The sequence below is a fragment of the Streptomyces sp. NPDC001700 genome (assembly GCF_053596435.1).
This window is the reverse complement of the sequence record NZ_JBSFGE010000008.1, coordinates 38,827-53,884: the sequence shown is the minus strand read 5'-3', so window position 1 is coordinate 53,884 and position 15,058 is coordinate 38,827. Positions and strand designations below refer to the sequence as shown.

The window sequence follows — 15,058 nt, the reverse complement described above, 5'->3', positions numbered from 1 at the left end:
GGCCGTCACTTCCTCCCCTGTCTGCCCATGCGCCGATCCCTGAACACCTGCTCGCGCTGCCCCTTGGTGAGCAACCGTCCCACCCGCAAACGCGACACGTGGCACGCACGCACGAAACCGCCCGCCGAAGGCCGCAACGGGGCGGTCTTCGGCGGGCGGTGGGTCGATCTGTTGAACTGTCGAGCGGTTGCGCGGTCGGGCCGGTCAGATACGGCCGCCCGTCATCCGCGTGACGGGACCGTGGCCGCTGCGCTCCGCGTGGCGGCCCACGGCGTAGGAGGCCGCGCTGAGGGCGGTGACACCGGCCGCGGCACCGGCCGCGATGAGCTTGCGGTTCTTCAGGACGGTCCAGGCGGTCGTGGCGGCGGAGGTCACCTGCCCCGCCGCCGAGGTCACGCCCTTCAGCGTGCTCGTCACGGCGGTACCGGCCGTCCCGGCCGCCTTGCCCGCCGTGGCGCCCATCGAGGTCACGGCGTGTCCGACGGCGTGGCCCGCGCCGGTCGCGGCGCGTCCCGCGCCGTTCCCCGCGGACTTGGCGGCATCGGCGGTCGACTGGCCCGCGGACTCCGCCTTCGCCGCCGTCTTCTCCGCCGCCTTCTCGGAGGTCTCCTTGGCCTTCGCGGCTGTCGCCTTCGTGGCCTTGGTCGCGCGGTCGGTCGATTCGTTGTTCGCTCGTGCGTTAGCCATGCTGTGCGAATTGCCCGATCCGGCCGATGCAAACAACGCATGAAGATTCCGCCGAGGACCTGTGGCGCGCCGAACGCACCCCGGCGCACCCCCCGCAGGACCGCGCGCCCCGCGCGTCACGCTCCCGTGGTGGAGCCGGGGCGGATGATCATCAGGATGGTGACCGTCGCCCACAGCAGGTTGAAGACGCCGGTGAGCATGGCGAGGCGGCCCGGCGCACCGGTGGCGGCGCCGGGAGTCCCGGCCGCCGTGAGAACGCCCTCCTGCGCGGGCAGGATCAGCAGGGCCAGGACGGCGGCGGCCGCGGCGGTCAGGACGATCGAGACGATCAGCCATGCGCTGCCGAGGACACCGAGGCTGCTGGCGGTGGCGAACCCGAAGAGGGGCACGGCGAGGCCCACGGCGGCGTAGACCCGGCAGATGCGGTGCAGCACCCGCAGGGTGCTGATGGCCTCACGGTCGTCCGGGTCGCCGTGGGCGCGGCGCAGCGTCGGCGGGAACATGCTCGCGGCGACGGTCACGGGACCGATGGCCACCACGGCGGCCAGGACATGCAGGATGAGGAAGAGTTTCGTCATGGTCAGAGATCCCCGGTGGCGGTGGTCAGAAGCCGACGGGCGCCGGGCCCTGGTCGCGCCATACGGTGCCGCGCCGCTCATGGGCGATCAGCTCTTCCACGGCGTGCGCGATCCGGGGGCCCATCTCGCGCTCCAGTAGATACAGCCCCAGGTCGAGGCCGGAGGTGACACCGGCCCCGGTGACGAGGTCGCCGTCGTCGACGACGCGGGCGCTCACCGCGTGGGCGCCACCGGCGCCGAGCGCGTCCAGGCCCCCGTGGTGGGTGGTGGCGTGGCGTCCTTCCAGCAGACCCGCCATGGTCAGGAGCATCGACCCGCCGCACACCGTGCCGACCGTCACCTCCGGGTTCTCCATCGCCGCCTTGAGCAGCGCGGGCAGTTCGGTGGCCATGGCGCGGTGCAGCAGTACGGAGATGAACTCATCCGGCTGCCCGTTCCCCTCCCCCTGCCCGGGCGCCTCGCCGGGCTCGCCCAGGCGACCGGCGACGCCGGGCACGAGGATCACACCGGCCCGCGCGGGGTCCAGGGCGGCGGTGGCCCGCAGGGTCAGGCCCCCGATGCCACTGGCCACCTCGCGGGGCCCTTCGGCGGAGACCAGTTCCACACTCACCGCCCCCGCCGAGGCGGCGCGACCCGCGTACAGCACCTCGTAGGGGGCGATGACATCGAGCGGGTCGAAGCCGTCGAGCAGGACAACCTGGACATGCATGAAGGGCTCTCTTTCCGAGGCGGGAAGCCCGGCCAGTGCCGGGAACGCCACCGAAGGTAATCGGCTGCCGCCCCGCCTCCCAGTGGCATGAGTGCCACCTTTCAACGGGATAGTGCCATCTGCGACGTGACCGCTCCGACATGCGACGACGTCGAGAACTCCGCACCCCGCGCCGCCCGGCGAAGGGGTATCTTCCGGCCATGCACACCATCGCCGTTCTCGCGCTGGACCAGGTGATCCCGTTCGACCTGGCCACGCCGATCGAGGTCTTCGCCCGCACCCGGCTGCCGGACGGGCGCCCCGGCTACCAGCTCCGGGTGTGCGCCGAGCGCCAGGAAATCGACACCGGGACCTTCGCGTTGCGCGCGCCCTGGGGCCTCGACGGGCTCCAGGGCGCGGACACCATCATCGTGCCCGGCACCGCGAACCCCACGGCACCGCTCGCGCCCGAGGTCCGCGACGCGCTGCGGGCGGCGGCCGCGGACGGCACCCGCATCGCCTCCATCTGCGCGGGCACCTTCATCCTGGCCGCCACCGGCCTCCTCGACGGGCTGCGGGCCACCACCCACTGGATCGCGGCCGGTACGCTCGCCGCCGCCTACCCGGACATCGAGGTGGACCCGGACGTCCTGTACGTGGACAACGGCCAGTTCCTCACCTCCGCGGGCGCCGCCGCGGGCCTGGATCTGTGTCTGCACCTGATCCGCCGCGACTACGGCTCGGCCGTCGCCGCCCACGCGGCCCGGCTGTCCGTGATGCCGCTCGAACGCGAGGGCGGGCAGGCGCAGTTCATCGTCCACGACTACGCGCCCACCCCGCAGGGCTCCGTCCTCGAACCCCTGCTCACCTGGCTGCAGGACAACTTGGGCCGCGACCTCACCCTCGCCGACATCGCCGCCCACGCCGGAACCAGCACCCGCACCCTGATACGCCGCTTCCGCGAGCAGACCGGCACCACCCCGCTCCAGTGGCTGCACCGCGCCCGCATCCGCCAGGCCCAGCACCTCCTGGAGACCACGCCGCACTCCGTCGAACGCATCGGCGCCCAGGTCGGCTTCGGCTCCCCCACCGCCTTCCGCGACCGCTTCAAACGCACCACCGGAGTCAGCCCGCACACCTACCGCCGCACCTTCAGCTGATTTGCCACTACGGCAAGCTTTCTTGCCCACTTCGCGTCACCGCGCGCATGCTGCGTCGCACAAGGAGGTGGCGCACATGAGCGAGCAGGTGAGCGAGCAGATGAGTGTGTACGACGTGGTGGTGATCGGCGGCGGTGCCGCGGGGCTGAGTGGGGCGCTCGCCCTGGGGCGGGCCCGGCGGTCGGTGCTCGTCATCGACGGTGGCGAGCCGCGCAACGCGCCCGCAATGGGGATCCACGCCTACCTCGGCCACGAAGGCAGGCCGCCCGGTGAGCTGCTGGCGGCCGGACGCGACGAAGTGCGCTCCTATGGCGGCGAGTTCAGGCCGGGACACGCCTCCGCCGTCGAACGGGACGCGGCCGGGTTCACCGTACGCCTCGCCGATGGCGGCGCGGCCCGTGGCAGGCGGCTGCTGGTGGCCACGGGACTGGTCGACGAGCTGCCGGAGGTGCCGGGCCTCGCCGAGCTGTGGGGCAAGGACGTCCTGCACTGCCCCTACTGTCACGGCTGGGAAGTACGAGACCGGGCGATCGGCATCCTGGCCACCGGGCCCATGGCGGTACACCAGGCCCTGCTGTGGCGCCAGTGGAGCGACACCGTCACCCTCTTCCTGCACACCGTGCCCGAGCCGAGCGACGACGAGTACGAGCAGTTGGCGGCCCGTGGCATCGCGGTGGTCGACGGCGAGGTGGCCGCCCTGGAACAGGAGGGCGGGCGACTGACCGGCGTACGGCTGGCGAGCGGCACCCTCGTGGCCTGCCAGGCCCTGGCCGTCGCACCCCGGTTCACCGCCCGCGCGGGCTTCCTGGCCGGGCTCGGCCTGGAACCGGTCGAGCAGGAGATGGCCGGGACGGTGATCGGCTCCAGCGTCCCGGCCGATGCCACCGGGCGGACCGCCGTGCCCGGTGTGTGGGTGGCGGGCAACGTGGCGAGCATCATGGAGCAGGTCGTCGGCGCCGCCGCCACGGGCGCCCGGGCCGCCGGAGCCATCAACGCCGACCTGGTAGCCGAAGACACCCGCCGCGCCGTCGCCACCCGCCAGGAGGCCACCGCCCCGCCCACCGAAGCCGCCTTCTCGGCCGAGATGGAACGCCAGGTCAGCGAACGCGTCCTGAGCCATAGGCGCCACGGGCTATGAGCGCCCCGCCCGCGCGGGCGGCCACTCACCCGCCCGGCGGTGGCGGGGCAACGTCCCTTACGGAAGGGCTGGCTCTCGTACGGGAGCGTCTCGCTCAGCACATGCCGTCGCCCGGCTTCGGGTTGCCGAGCCCGAAGAGGGGCCGCAGCTTCAGCCCGGCCCAGGTGCCGACGAGGGCGAAGGCGCCCCAGAGCCAGCCGTGGAGGCTGCCCGAGGCGATGCCCGCGAGGTAGGCGCCGATGTTGCAGCCGCCCGCCAGCCGGGCGCCGATGCCCATCAGCACCCCGCCGAGCACCGACGCGACCGCCGTGCGCCACGGCACGCCGCGGTGGAGCGTCCACGTGCCGCCCAGCGCCGCGGCGGCCGCCGCGCCGACCATGATGCCGATATCGGTGAGGCTGGTCTTGTCGCCAAGCACCGGCCCGGCGAGCATCTCCTTGTTTCCGGGCTGCTGCCACCAGCTCCAGGTCTCCGGGTGGCCGCCGAGGGCTCGTACCAGCTCCGCTCCCCACAGGCTGAACGCGCTGGTGACGCCCCACGCGCCACCAGACACCAGCAGCACTCCAGCGCCCAGCACACCCAGCACCAGGGCGCCGACGGCCAGTGGCCACGAGCCGCGCAGCACCCGGGCGGCGGCGCCGCGCGCGGAGGGCACCGGGCCGGTCGGCGGCGGGGTGCGGCGGGCCTGCACCAGTCGGCTGACCAGGACGACGGCGACGAGCACGAGGATCGTCACCGCCCAGGATCCGAACCAGCCGATGTGGTCGGCCATGAGGACCGGCTCCAGCGCGGGCAGGTCCTTCCACAGGTCGAACTGCCAGGCGGCGAGCGTCGCACCGCCGATGAAGCCGCCGAGGGTGAGCACGATCGACGTCTGCCCCGAGCCGACCGCGAAGAGGGTGCCGGAGGCGCAGGCGCCGCCGAGCTGCATGCCGACCGCGAAGACGAACGAGCCGATCAGCAGCCCCAGGCCCAGCGGTTCGGCCGAGGGCGCCGGAACGGACCCGAACAGCCCGGTCCCCGTGCCGATGAGCAGGGCGAACAGGGTGGCCGTGGTCCCGAGCAGCAGGGTGTGGGCGCGCAGCCCGGTGCCGTTGCCGACGGCGACCAGCTGCCGCCAGGCGGAGGTGAACCCGAAACGGGAGTGGAAGAGGGCGATCCCCAGCCCGAGCCCGAGCAGCAGCAGAACACCGGGCTTGGCTCCCTGGGCGGACCACACGTACGCGGTCAGCGCCGCGGCGAGCAGCCCGGACACGGCGAGCGGCACCCGGCGCACCGGCGGAGCGGCGGGCGCCTCCGGGCGGGGCACCGAGGTGGGTGAGGGGGACAGCAGCGCGGCGGTCTTCGCCGCCTCGGCGGGCGGGGCGGTGGTCACGGGCGGACTCCGGGGACGTACGAGAAGGCGAGAGGGGCGACGGGCGCTCTGGGGAACCGGCCGGTTCCGGCCCCGAGGATACGGTCCCCGTCAGCCGGTGAGAACCGCAGGTCACCGGCTGAGCTGTGGAGTCAGCCACAGGCCGATCGGGAATAGGCCTTGCGCCGGGCCGCCGCCTATAGTCCGCTGAATCTCATGAGGATCATGAGAAGCATGAGCAATCGGGGCGCTGCCACGGTGATGGCCACCCTGGTCGTGAGCTCCCTGTGCGCGGGCGCGCCGCAGGCGCGGGCTGGCGGAGCGGGGGTCGATCTCGACACGGTGACGATCCCGGAGTTACAGGCGCGCATGGCGGACGGTTCCCTGACCTCGTCGGCCCTGACCACCGTCTATCTGCGGCGGATCAAGGCCATCGACCCCGCCATCCACGCCGTGTTGCGCACCGACCCGACGGCGTTGCGCCAGGCTGCCGCCAGCGACGCCCGGCACCGGCGCGGACAGGCCCGTGGCCCGCTCGACGGCATCCCCGTGCTGCTCAAGGACAACGTGAACACCCGGGGCCTGCCCACGACGGCCGGGTCGCTGGCGCTGGCGGGCAGCCCGCCGGACACCGACGCCGCCCTGGTGACCCGGCTGCGGGACGCGGGGGCGGTGATCCTCGGCAAGACCAATCTGTCCGAGTGGGCCAACTTCCGTGCGGAGAAGCCGACTTCGGGTTGGTCGGCGGTGGGCGGGCAGACCAACAACCCGTACGTACTGGACCGCAACCCGTGCGGGTCCTCCTCCGGTTCGGCCGCCGCGCTCGCCGCGTCCCTGGCGCAGGTGGCGATCGGCACCGAGACGGACGGTTCCATCGTGTGCCCGGCCGGGATGAACGGGGTGGTCGGGCACAAGCCCAGTCTGGGCCTGGTCAGCCAGGACGGCGTGGTCCCGATCTCCGCGGAGCAGGACACCGCGGGGCCCATGGCCCGCAACGTGACCGACACCGCGCTCACCCTCTCAGTGCTCAGCGGCGATACCTCACCCGCCCCGGAAACCCCCCGCAGTCTGCGCGGCAAACGGATCGGCCTGTGGCGGCTGCCGTCGCTCGGCGCGGAGGTGGACGCCGTGATGTCCCGTACCGCTGAGCGGCTGCGGAGTGCGGGAGCCGAGGTCGTCCAGGTGACGCCCCCGTATCAGAAGCGCCTGGCCGACCTCGAATTCCCGGCGCTGCTGAGCGAGTTCCACCGGGACATCGACGCCTACCTCGCCACCCGCGAGGGGCCGCGCGACCTCGCCGGGCTGATCGAGTTCAACCGCGCCCACCCGGCGGAGCAGAGCTGCTTCGCGGGCCAGGAGCTGTTCGAGCGGGCGCTGGCCGCACCCGCCACCACGGACCCCGAATACCGGGCCATGCGCGCCGAGTTGAAGGATCTGTCCCGGCGTTCCATCGACGAGACCATGGCCGCCCACCGGCTGGACGCCATCGCCTCACCGACGAACCCGCCCGCCTGGACGACGGACTGCGCGCGGGGCGACAACGATGTGATCCCGTCGTCCACCCCGGCGGCCGTGGCCGGATACCCCTCCCTGTCGGTGCCCGCGGGGATGGTGAACGAACTGCCGGTGGGCGTGCTGCTGATGGCCGGTGACCATCAGGACGGCAAGCTCCTGTCGCTGGGGGCCTCGGTGGAGCGGCGCCTGGACGCCTGGCAGGCACCGCGCTACCTGCCGTCGAACACCCCCTAGCGGGTCAGCTCTCGTAGGCGCGGATGGCGGCGACCTTCTCCGCCGAGGGGGAGGTCTCGTCGAAGCGCTGGGCGAGCCAGTCATCGGTGAGCGCACGGGCGAGTTCCAGGCCTATGACGCGCTGGCCGAAGCAGAGGACCTGGGCGTTGTTGCTGAGGACGGAGCGGCGTACGGAGTAGGTGTCGTGGGCGGTGACCGCGCGGATACCGGGGACCTTGTTGGCGCTGATGGCCACGCCGAGGCCGGTGCCGCACACCAGGAGGGCGCGGTCGGCGGCTCCGTCGGCGACGCGGCGGGCCGCCTCGACCGCCACGTGCGGGTAGGCGGTGTGCTCGTCGCTGCCCACGCCGACGTCGATGACCTCGGCGACCCGGGGGTCGGCCAGCAGATCCTGCTTGAGGGCTTCCTTGTAGCCATAACCGGCGTCGTCGCAGCCGACGACGATCCGGAACGGAGGCGCGGTGGTCGCGGTGGTCATACGGCATCGCTTCCTGTCGTCGCGGGGAGGGTGGCGACCGCGGTCAGCACCGCGGCGAGTGAGGTGGCTCCGGGGTCGGGGGTGCCCACGCTGCGCTCGGCGAGGGGGCGGGCGCGGCCGAGGCGGGGGCGCAGGGTGGCGGTGTGTTCCGCGGCCGTACGGGCTTCCGCCGTGGCGGCCGCGTACGCCTCGGCCACCGGGGCTCCGTCGCGCAGCTGTCCGGCGAAGGCGGTGGCGAACGGGGTGAGGGCGTCGACCAGGGTCTTGTCGCCCACCTCGGCCCCGCCGAGCGAGGTCACGGCGGCCAGCGCCTCGGTGGCGGCGGACGCCAGCTCCTCGCGCCCGGGCGCCCGGTCCGCCGGGAGTACGCCACCGAGCGCGCGCAGCGCCGCGCCCCACAGCGCGCCCGAGGTACCTCCGGCTTCCGCCGCCCAGGCGTCTCCGGCGGCGGCGAACACGGCCGCCGGGGCGAGCCGTTCGGTGTGCGCCTTCTCGGCGGCCGCGAGGGCCGCGTCGACGCCTTTACACATGCCGCGGCCGTGGTCACCGTCGCCCGCCACCGCGTCGAGCCGTCCCAGCGCGTCCGCGTCCCGGTGCAGTACATCGCGGGCGGCGCGCAGGGCGTGGACGGCCAGTGCCGCGACCTCGACCGCCGCGCCGGACGCGGTGGCGGCGGGGCGTACGGAGGTAGTGGCGGCGGTGGCAGGACGTACGGAGGCGTCGGTGGCCGGGAGTTCGGGCAGGGCGCCACGGCGGAAGGCCGGGGTGTCGGCGGGGGCGCGCCACAGCCGTTCCAGCTCGTCGTCCAGCCAGGTCAGGGTGAGGGAGCAGCCCGCCATGTCCAGGCTGGTGACGAGTTCGCCGACCTCGGGGCGTACGGGGGTGAGCCCGGCCTCGTCCAGCAGCCGGGACACGGCGCCCCACAGCACGTACAGCTCCTCGTACTTGGTGGCGCCGAGGCCGTTGAGGACGACGGCGACCGGCCCGCCGTCGCCCGTGTCGGCGGGCCGGTCCGCCAGCAGCCCCGCCACCAGGACGCGGGCCAGCTCCTCCGCCGTGCCGAGGGTGTCCTCGCTCACGCCCGCTTCGCCGTGGATGCCGAGGCCGAGACCGAGGCGGCCCTCGGGGACGGTGAACAGGGGTGCTTCGCCGCCCGGGAGGGTGCAGCCATCGAAGGCCACGCCGAGGGTGCGGGTACGGGCGTTGGTGTGCTCGGCGACCCGGACGACCTCCTCCAGCGGGGCGCCCTCCTCGGCCGCCGCCGACGCGGTCTTGAAGACGACGAAGCCGCCCGCGATGCCACGCCGCCGCGCCATCTGGTCGGTGGGCGCGGAGGCGATGTCGTCGGTGACGGCGAAGCAGCGGGCGGGGATGCCGTCGCCGGTGAGCTGCTGTGCCGCGAGGCCGAAGTTCATGACGTCACCGGCGTAGTTGCCGAAGAGGAAGAGGACGCCACCGCCCGCCTCAGCGGCCTCGGCGACCGAGCGGGCGCGGGCGGCCGACGGGGAGGTGAACACGTCGCCGATGACCGAGCCGTCGGCGAATCCGGGGCCCACGACACCGCAGAACGCGGGGTAGTGGCCGGAGCCGCCACCGGTGAGCACCGCCACCTTCCCCTCGGGCGTGGCGCGGGCGCGCACCACGCCGCCGGGCACGGCCCGTACGTGTTCGGGGTGGGCGGCGGCGAACCCGGTGATCATGTCGTCGGTGAACCGGGCGGGATCGTTGAAGAGCCTGGTCATCGTGTGCTCCAGCCGTCGCGTGCGGCATCGAGGGCGAGACGGTAGTCGGCGTAGCCCTCGGCGTAGTGGTCGATCAGCCCGCGCTCGGCGGGCACGGTGCGGCGTGGCGCGCGCCAGGCGCGGGCGTCGACGGGCGTGCCGAGGGAGTGCCAGGCGGTCTGGGCCGCGCCACGGATGCCCACGGCGTCGTCGCAGACGTCCAGGTCGCGGCCGAGGACTCCGGAGAAGATGCGCGCCCACTCCCCCGAACGGGCGCCGCCGCCGCACGCGGTGATGGCGCCACACACGCCGAGGGTTTCCATGCAGTGCCGGGCCGAGTAGGCGACGGCCTCGCACAGCGCCCGTACCAGGTCGGCGCGCCCGGCCAGCGGGGAGAGGCCGTCGAAGCGGCCACGGGCCCGCGCGTCGACGAAGGGGGCGCGCTCGCCGCTGGCGGACAGGAACGGCAGGGCGGTGACGCCCGAGGCGCCGGGCGGGGACTGGACGAGCAGGGCGTCCAGCGCCTCGATCTTCACGTCGAGCAGTTTCAGCAGCCAGTCCAGGCCCGCGGTGCCGATCATGGCGGGCATGACGCGCAGGAACCGGTCCTCGTACGGGGTGGCCAGGACCATTCCGGCGGGTTCGTCGGCGGCGGCCGGGCGCGGCTCGCTGTCGAGGGTCTGGGCGGCGAGGGTGGTGCCGATGATGAGGTGGCCCTCGCCGGGTTCGGCGACGCCCGAGCCGAAGGCGCAGGCCGGTATGTCGAACGGACCGGCGGAGACCGGCAGTCCGGCGGGCAGGCCCAGCCGCCGGGCGGCGTCGGGCAGCAGCCGGTGCAGGGTGCCGGGCGGCGCGGGGTCCGGCAGCAGCCGCCGGTGGTCGGACAGTCCGCACAGGTCGAGCGCGGCGTCGTCGTAGGTACGGGTGGCGACGTCGAGGAACGGCTGCGAGGCGTCGGAGGCGTCGACGGTCACGGCGCCGGTCAGCCGCTGCACGACGGCGTCCACGCAATATCCGGCGACGTGAGCCGCTTCGAGCCGCTCCGGCTCGTGTTCGGCGAGGTGGGCCAGCAGGGGCGCGGCGGAGCCGGGGAACAGGCCGACTCCGGTGCGGCGGTGCAGGGCGCGCAGGGTGCCGTCGGCGGTCCAGCGGTCGAGCCGGTCGGCGGCCCGGCCGTCCATCCAGGACAGCGCGCGGCCGACCGGGGCGCCGTCGGCGTCGCGCAGCCACAGGCCGTCGCCCTGCCCGGTGAGGGCCAGCGCCTCGACCGGTTCGCCGTCCATCTGCCCGGCGTCGGCCAGCGCCGCCCGTATGACGGTCTCCACGGTGCCCACGACATCGTCCAGGTCCTGTTCGACGCGCTGTCCTGGCAGGGTGTAGACGGTGCTGCGGGCCTCGTGGGCGGGGGTGGCGCGGCCGTCGCGGGAGATCAGCTGGGCCTTGGTGACCGACGTACCGATGTCGACTCCGACGATCACGATCGGCCTCCGGTCAGCACCTCCGGGTTGGCGATGTGCCGCGGCTGTTCGCCGCGCAGGAACCGGGCGGCCTCGGCGGCGGTGATCAGGGCGGCCCGGTCGGCGGTCTGGCGGGTGGCGCCCGCCAGATGCGGCGTGGTGATGACGTTGGGGGCGTGGTGCAGGGGCCAGTCGGCCGGGGGCGGTTCGATGTCGTAGACGTCGAGGGCGAGCGCGCCGAGCCGCCCGGACTCCAGCAGCCCGGGCAGCGGGGCGTAGTCGAGCAGATCGCCACGGGCCGAGTTGACAAGGACGGCGCCCTCGGGGAGCAGCGCGAGGTTCTTGGCGTTGAGCAGATGGCGTGTCTCGGGGGTGACCCGGGCGTGCAGGCTGACGACGGAGCTGCGCTGCAACAGGTCGTCCAGGGAGGTGAGTTCGACGCTTTCCGCCTGCGCCTTGGCCGGGTCCGCGTACGGGTCGGAGACGAGGACGCGGGCGCCGAAGGCGCGCAGCACACGGGCGACGATCGCGCCGATGGCCCCGTACCCGACGAGGCCGACGGTGGCGCCGTCGAGTTCGAGACCGGCGTTCTCGTAGGCGTAGTAGTCGCCGCGCCACATGCCCTCCTTGAGGGCGGCGTCGGCGAAGGTGATGCGGCGCAGGGCGGCGAGCATCAGGCCGATGGCGAATTCGGCGGCCGCGGCGGCGTTGCGCCCGGGGGTGAAGGTGACGGGGATTCCGGCGGCGGTGGCGGCGGCCACGTCCACGTTGACGGGGCCGCCTCGGGCCACGCCGATGAACTTCAGCTGGGGCGCCTCGCGGATGACACGGGCGGTGACGGGGGCCATCTGGGTGAGCGCGACGCTCGCGTCACCGAGCGCCTCCAGCACCTGTTCCTCGGTGCCGCTGGCCTCCTTGACGCCACCGTTTCCGTGGGCGTCGGCGCCGACCGGGCCGAAGGGCTCGTTCGGCCAGCGGGTGCGCAGCGTACGGAAGGTGAGCCCGGTGTCGGGCAGGGCGTCGCCCAGGGCGTTGCTCAGGGCGGCGGAGAAGAGGTCGGGGGCGATGAAGTCGTCGCCTGCTACCAGGACCGTGGTCATGTCGGTCACTCTCCTCGGGTGTCGAGCTTGCTGAGCAGGAAGTCGCGTACGGCTCCATGGTCCGGGGAGCGGAAGGCGGCGGCCGCGAGGGCGTCCTCGGCCGGTGGGTACTGCGGGTTGGGGATGGCCACGACGGTCATCCCGGCGGCCGCCGCCGCGCGCAGTCCGTTGCTGGAGTCCTCGACCGCGAGGCAGCGCTCGGGCGCCACGCCGAGGGCGCTCGCGGCGGCGAGATAGACGTCCGGGCTCGGCTTGCCGCGCGGCACTTCGGCGCTGGAGACGGTCGCCTTGAAGTGGTGGTCGACCGCGTGGTGGACGAGGACGGCGTCGATGACCCGGCGCGGCGCGGAGGAGGCGAGCGCGATGGGGCCGCGCTCGGCGGTCGCGGTGATCATCTCGCGGGCGCCGGGCAACAGCTCGATACGCCCGTCCGCCAGTGCCTGGACCATGCCGTCGACGACGGTCCGTTCGGTGTCGGCCGCGGAGCCGCCCCCGGAGCCGCCCGCGGAGCCGCCCGCCTCGCAGAACCGGGTGAGGTAGGCGGCCCACTCGGGGGCGCTCATCCCCTGGACGTCACGCGTCTGGTCCGGGCCCCAGGAACGGCCGTGGGCGGCGGCGAACGCGGTCCACAGCTCCTCCCACAGATGCTCGCTCTCCACCAGGACGCCGTCCATGTCGAAGACCACTGCGTCGGCCATGCGTACCCCTGATCCCCTGGCTGATGATGTCGGTCCAGCGAAATTAACAGTCTCGGTGTGAGTTGTCACCGGTTCCATGTGAGAAATTGGCACGGCAGGATGGAGTACATGACTCTCCCGTCTTCGCGCGGTGCGCGGCAGCAGCGACACCAACTGATCGTCGACCACGTTCTGGCCCGGGGGGACGCCACCGTGGCCGAGCTGGCCGAGCTGACCGGCGTCAGCCTGATGACGGTCCACCGGGACATCGCCGAGCTGGCGGACCGTGGCATTCTGCGCAAGTACCACGGCGGCGTCTCCGCGCAGCCCTCGATGGTCTTCGAGTCCAGTTCGGACTTCCGGCTGCACGCGCACACCGAGGAGAAGCAGGCCCTGGCCCGCGCCGCGCTGTCGTTCGTGGCGCCGGGCATGTCGGTGATGCTGGACGACTCGACCTCGGCGCTGGCCCTGGCCCAGCTGCTGCCCGAGGTGGGGCCGCTGACCGTGGTGACCAACTACCGCCTGATCACGGAGGAGCTGCGGGGCGCCGAGGGCATCCGGCTGATCTGCGTGGGCGGCGAGTACTCACGTACCCACGACTCATGGATCGGACTGCCCGCGATCGACATGATCAGCGGCATCTCCGTCGATCTGACCGTGCTGTCCACCTCCGGGATGACGGCTGGCATGACGTTCCATCAGGAGCAGGAGATCGTCAGCATCAAGCGGGCGGCGCGGCAGGCGGGCGCGACGAGCGTGCTGCTCATGGACCACAGCAAGGTGGGCCGCCGGGCGCTGCACCGGCTGGAGAGCGTGGACTCGTTCGACCATGTGCTGCTGACCGGGCCGGTGGACGAGGAGCTGCTGCGGGAGATGCGGGAGCTGACCGACGTACGGGTGGTCGATAATTAACATCGGATCGCGTGAGTCTTACCAAGACTCTTGATATTTCTCTCGGCGCGCTTGAGTATCTGCGGTCATACTCCGTCACACCTCAGAGTGGAGGTAGCGATGCCGAAAGCCTTGGTCCTGGGCTATGTGGGCGTGCTCTTGTTCATGATCGGCGATGGTGTCGAGTCCGGCTTCATCGCCCCGTACATGGCCGACCATGGCGCCGGGACGGACGTACGGGCCGGGTACGTCATCACGGTGTACGGCATCGCCGTCATGCTGGCGTCCTGGTTCTCCGGCGCGCTCTGCCAGGTGTGGGGGCCGCGCCGGGTGATGTGGACGGGGCTGGTGATCTGGGCCGTCTTCGACGCCGCGTACCTGCTCTTCGCGCTGGGCACCGAGAACTACCCGCTGATGCTGCTCTTCTACGGCATCCGGGGCTTCGGCTACCCGCTCTTCGCGTTCGGCTTCCTCGTCTGGATCACCAACACGGCGCCGACGGCCCGGCTGGGCACGGCGGTCGGATGGTTCTACTTCGCCTTCACGGGCGGCCTGCCCACCCTCGGCTCGCTGTGGTCGAGCCTGACCATCCCCTGGTTCGGCCGCATGGGCACGCTGTGGTCGGCCCTCGCGCTCATCCTCCTCGGCGGCGCGGTCGCCCTGGTCGGCGCGCGCCGCAGGCCCGGCGGTGACCGGATGGCGCCGCCGGAGGTCACCACCGGGCAGAGCCTGCTGAACTCCGTCTCCATCATCTGGACCCATCCGCGCGTCCTGGTGGGCTGCCTGGTCCGGGTCATCAACACCGCACCCGAGTTCGGCATGCTGGTGTACCTGCCGCGGATCTTCTCCGACGACGTCGGCTTCGGCGAGGACAAGTGGCTTCAGCTGCTGGCGATCATCTACGGCACGAACATCTTCTTCAACCTCATCTTCGGTGTCCTCTCCGACCGCATCGGCTGGCGCACGACCATCGCGGGCTTCGGCGCCCTGGGCTGCGCGATCAGCGTCACAACGCTGTACTTCGTACCGGTATGGCTGGGCCCGGACTACTTCTGGGTCGCGGTGCTCGCGGGCATGTTCTACGGGGCGACCCTCGCGGGGTTCGTGCCCATCTCGGCGCTCATCCCGTCGATGGCCCCGGAGAACAAGGGCGGTTCGATGGCCCTGCTCAACCTGGGCGCGGGCGGCGCGGCCTTCGTCGGCCCGGCGCTCGCCAGCCTGTTCTTCCCGCTCGTCGGCGCGGGCGGCGTCACGCTGGTCTTCCTCGCGCTGTACTTGGTCGCCTTCGTGCTGACGCTGCTGCTGAAGCTGCCGGAGGAGCGGGACGGCGGGGCGACGGCCCCGGACAAGCACCGAGCGGGCGCGACGACGACCTCGTAA

The 15,058-nt window shown here is 72.9% G+C and carries 14 protein-coding genes; 5 read left to right on the top strand and 9 right to left on the bottom strand.

Annotated features, from left to right (window positions below; genetic code table 11):
• Nucleotides 1–204: 204 nt before the first annotated feature.
• The 3 genes from ACWC5C_RS17220 to ACWC5C_RS17210 form a co-directional block, all read right to left on the bottom strand.
• Nucleotides 205–687: a hypothetical protein gene (locus ACWC5C_RS17220; RefSeq protein WP_450876190.1), complete on the bottom strand. Its 483-nt coding sequence runs from the start codon at nt 685–687 to the stop codon at nt 205–207.
• Nucleotides 688–803: 116 nt separating this feature from the next.
• Nucleotides 804–1,265, bottom strand: a complete 462-nt coding sequence (locus ACWC5C_RS17215) for a hypothetical protein (RefSeq protein WP_450876189.1) — start codon at nt 1,263–1,265, stop codon at nt 804–806.
• 25 nt (nt 1,266–1,290) lie between these two features.
• Nucleotides 1,291–1,974 (bottom strand): DJ-1/PfpI family protein, encoded by a 684-nt coding sequence (locus tag ACWC5C_RS17210; RefSeq protein ID WP_450876188.1) that lies wholly within the window; start codon nt 1,972–1,974, stop codon nt 1,291–1,293.
• 200 nt (nt 1,975–2,174) lie between these two features.
• Here ACWC5C_RS17210 and ACWC5C_RS17205 point away from each other — a divergent pair, with 200 nt between their 5' ends.
• Nucleotides 2,175–3,113: a GlxA family transcriptional regulator gene (locus ACWC5C_RS17205; protein WP_385446686.1), complete on the top strand. Its 939-nt coding sequence runs from the start codon at nt 2,175–2,177 to the stop codon at nt 3,111–3,113.
• A gap of 76 nt (nt 3,114–3,189) precedes the next feature.
• Complete coding sequence (locus ACWC5C_RS17200; protein ID WP_450876187.1) at nt 3,190–4,251, top strand: NAD(P)/FAD-dependent oxidoreductase; 1,062 nt, start codon at nt 3,190–3,192, stop codon at nt 4,249–4,251.
• A 94-nt stretch (nt 4,252–4,345) separates the two neighbouring features.
• On the opposite strand, the gene ACWC5C_RS17195 is transcribed toward ACWC5C_RS17200, so the two are convergent.
• Nucleotides 4,346–5,626 carry a YeeE/YedE family protein gene (locus ACWC5C_RS17195; protein WP_450876186.1) on the bottom strand — a complete coding sequence of 427 codons (1,281 nt, stop codon included), beginning with the start codon at nt 5,624–5,626 and terminating at the stop codon, nt 4,346–4,348.
• A gap of 213 nt (nt 5,627–5,839) precedes the next feature.
• Here ACWC5C_RS17195 and ACWC5C_RS17190 point away from each other — a divergent pair, with 213 nt between their 5' ends.
• Complete coding sequence (locus ACWC5C_RS17190) at nt 5,840–7,354, top strand: amidase family protein (RefSeq protein WP_450876185.1); 1,515 nt, start codon at nt 5,840–5,842, stop codon at nt 7,352–7,354.
• A 4-nt stretch (nt 7,355–7,358) separates the two neighbouring features.
• On the opposite strand, the gene ACWC5C_RS17185 is transcribed toward ACWC5C_RS17190, so the two are convergent.
• Genes ACWC5C_RS17185 through ACWC5C_RS17165 form a run of 5 tightly spaced genes read right to left on the bottom strand, consistent with a single transcriptional unit; the run spans nt 7,359 to nt 12,808 of the window.
• Nucleotides 7,359–7,832: a ribose-5-phosphate isomerase gene (locus ACWC5C_RS17185; RefSeq protein WP_450876184.1), complete on the bottom strand. Its 474-nt coding sequence runs from the start codon at nt 7,830–7,832 to the stop codon at nt 7,359–7,361.
• Nucleotides 7,829–9,574 carry a dihydroxyacetone kinase family protein gene (locus tag ACWC5C_RS17180; RefSeq protein ID WP_450876183.1) on the bottom strand — a complete coding sequence of 582 codons (1,746 nt, stop codon included), beginning with the start codon at nt 9,572–9,574 and terminating at the stop codon, nt 7,829–7,831. Before ACWC5C_RS17180 ends, ACWC5C_RS17185 begins: the two co-directional genes overlap by 4 nt.
• Nucleotides 9,571–11,031, bottom strand: coding sequence for an FGGY family carbohydrate kinase (locus tag ACWC5C_RS17175; protein WP_450876182.1), 1,461 nt, complete (start codon nt 11,029–11,031; stop codon nt 9,571–9,573). The genes ACWC5C_RS17180 and ACWC5C_RS17175 overlap by 4 nt, the downstream gene beginning before the upstream one ends.
• On the bottom strand, nt 11,028–12,110 hold the full coding sequence (locus ACWC5C_RS17170) for a 2-hydroxyacid dehydrogenase (protein WP_450876181.1): 1,083 nt from the start codon (nt 12,108–12,110) through the stop codon (nt 11,028–11,030). Before ACWC5C_RS17170 ends, ACWC5C_RS17175 begins: the two co-directional genes overlap by 4 nt.
• A gap of 5 nt (nt 12,111–12,115) precedes the next feature.
• A complete protein-coding gene (locus ACWC5C_RS17165; RefSeq protein WP_450876180.1) occupies nt 12,116–12,808 on the bottom strand; it encodes an HAD family hydrolase in 693 nt (230 codons plus the stop codon).
• Between the two features lie 108 nt (nt 12,809–12,916).
• Between ACWC5C_RS17165 and ACWC5C_RS17160 the strand changes: the two genes are divergently transcribed.
• Together ACWC5C_RS17160 and ACWC5C_RS17155 are read left to right on the top strand one after the other, a co-directional pair.
• A complete protein-coding gene (locus tag ACWC5C_RS17160) occupies nt 12,917–13,699 on the top strand; it encodes a DeoR/GlpR family DNA-binding transcription regulator (protein ID WP_450876179.1) in 783 nt (260 codons plus the stop codon).
• Nucleotides 13,700–13,798: 99 nt separating this feature from the next.
• Entirely contained in the window at nt 13,799–15,058 is a 1,260-nt protein-coding gene (locus tag ACWC5C_RS17155) for an MFS transporter (protein ID WP_450876178.1), read from the top strand.

What these genes read in the sequence shown, in the direction of transcription:
- ACWC5C_RS17220 (WP_450876190.1), bottom strand. Translation starts at nt 687, where the DNA reads ATGGCTAACGCACGAGCGAACAACGAATCGACCGACCGCGCGACCAAG.
- ACWC5C_RS17215 (WP_450876189.1), bottom strand. Translation starts at nt 1,265, where the DNA reads ATGACGAAACTCTTCCTCATCCTGCATGTCCTGGCCGCCGTGGTGGCC.
- ACWC5C_RS17210 (WP_450876188.1), bottom strand. Translation starts at nt 1,974, where the DNA reads ATGCATGTCCAGGTTGTCCTGCTCGACGGCTTCGACCCGCTCGATGTC.
- ACWC5C_RS17205 (WP_385446686.1), top strand. Translation starts at nt 2,175, where the DNA reads ATGCACACCATCGCCGTTCTCGCGCTGGACCAGGTGATCCCGTTCGAC.
- ACWC5C_RS17200 (WP_450876187.1), top strand. Translation starts at nt 3,190, where the DNA reads ATGAGCGAGCAGGTGAGCGAGCAGATGAGTGTGTACGACGTGGTGGTG.
- ACWC5C_RS17190 (WP_450876185.1), top strand. Translation starts at nt 5,840, where the DNA reads ATGAGCAATCGGGGCGCTGCCACGGTGATGGCCACCCTGGTCGTGAGC.
- ACWC5C_RS17185 (WP_450876184.1), bottom strand. Translation starts at nt 7,832, where the DNA reads ATGACCACCGCGACCACCGCGCCTCCGTTCCGGATCGTCGTCGGCTGC.
- ACWC5C_RS17180 (WP_450876183.1), bottom strand. Translation starts at nt 9,574, where the DNA reads ATGACCAGGCTCTTCAACGATCCCGCCCGGTTCACCGACGACATGATC.
- ACWC5C_RS17170 (WP_450876181.1), bottom strand. Translation starts at nt 12,110, where the DNA reads ATGACCACGGTCCTGGTAGCAGGCGACGACTTCATCGCCCCCGACCTC.
- ACWC5C_RS17165 (WP_450876180.1), bottom strand. Translation starts at nt 12,808, where the DNA reads ATGGCCGACGCAGTGGTCTTCGACATGGACGGCGTCCTGGTGGAGAGC.
- ACWC5C_RS17160 (WP_450876179.1), top strand. Translation starts at nt 12,917, where the DNA reads ATGACTCTCCCGTCTTCGCGCGGTGCGCGGCAGCAGCGACACCAACTG.
- ACWC5C_RS17155 (WP_450876178.1), top strand. Translation starts at nt 13,799, where the DNA reads ATGCCGAAAGCCTTGGTCCTGGGCTATGTGGGCGTGCTCTTGTTCATG.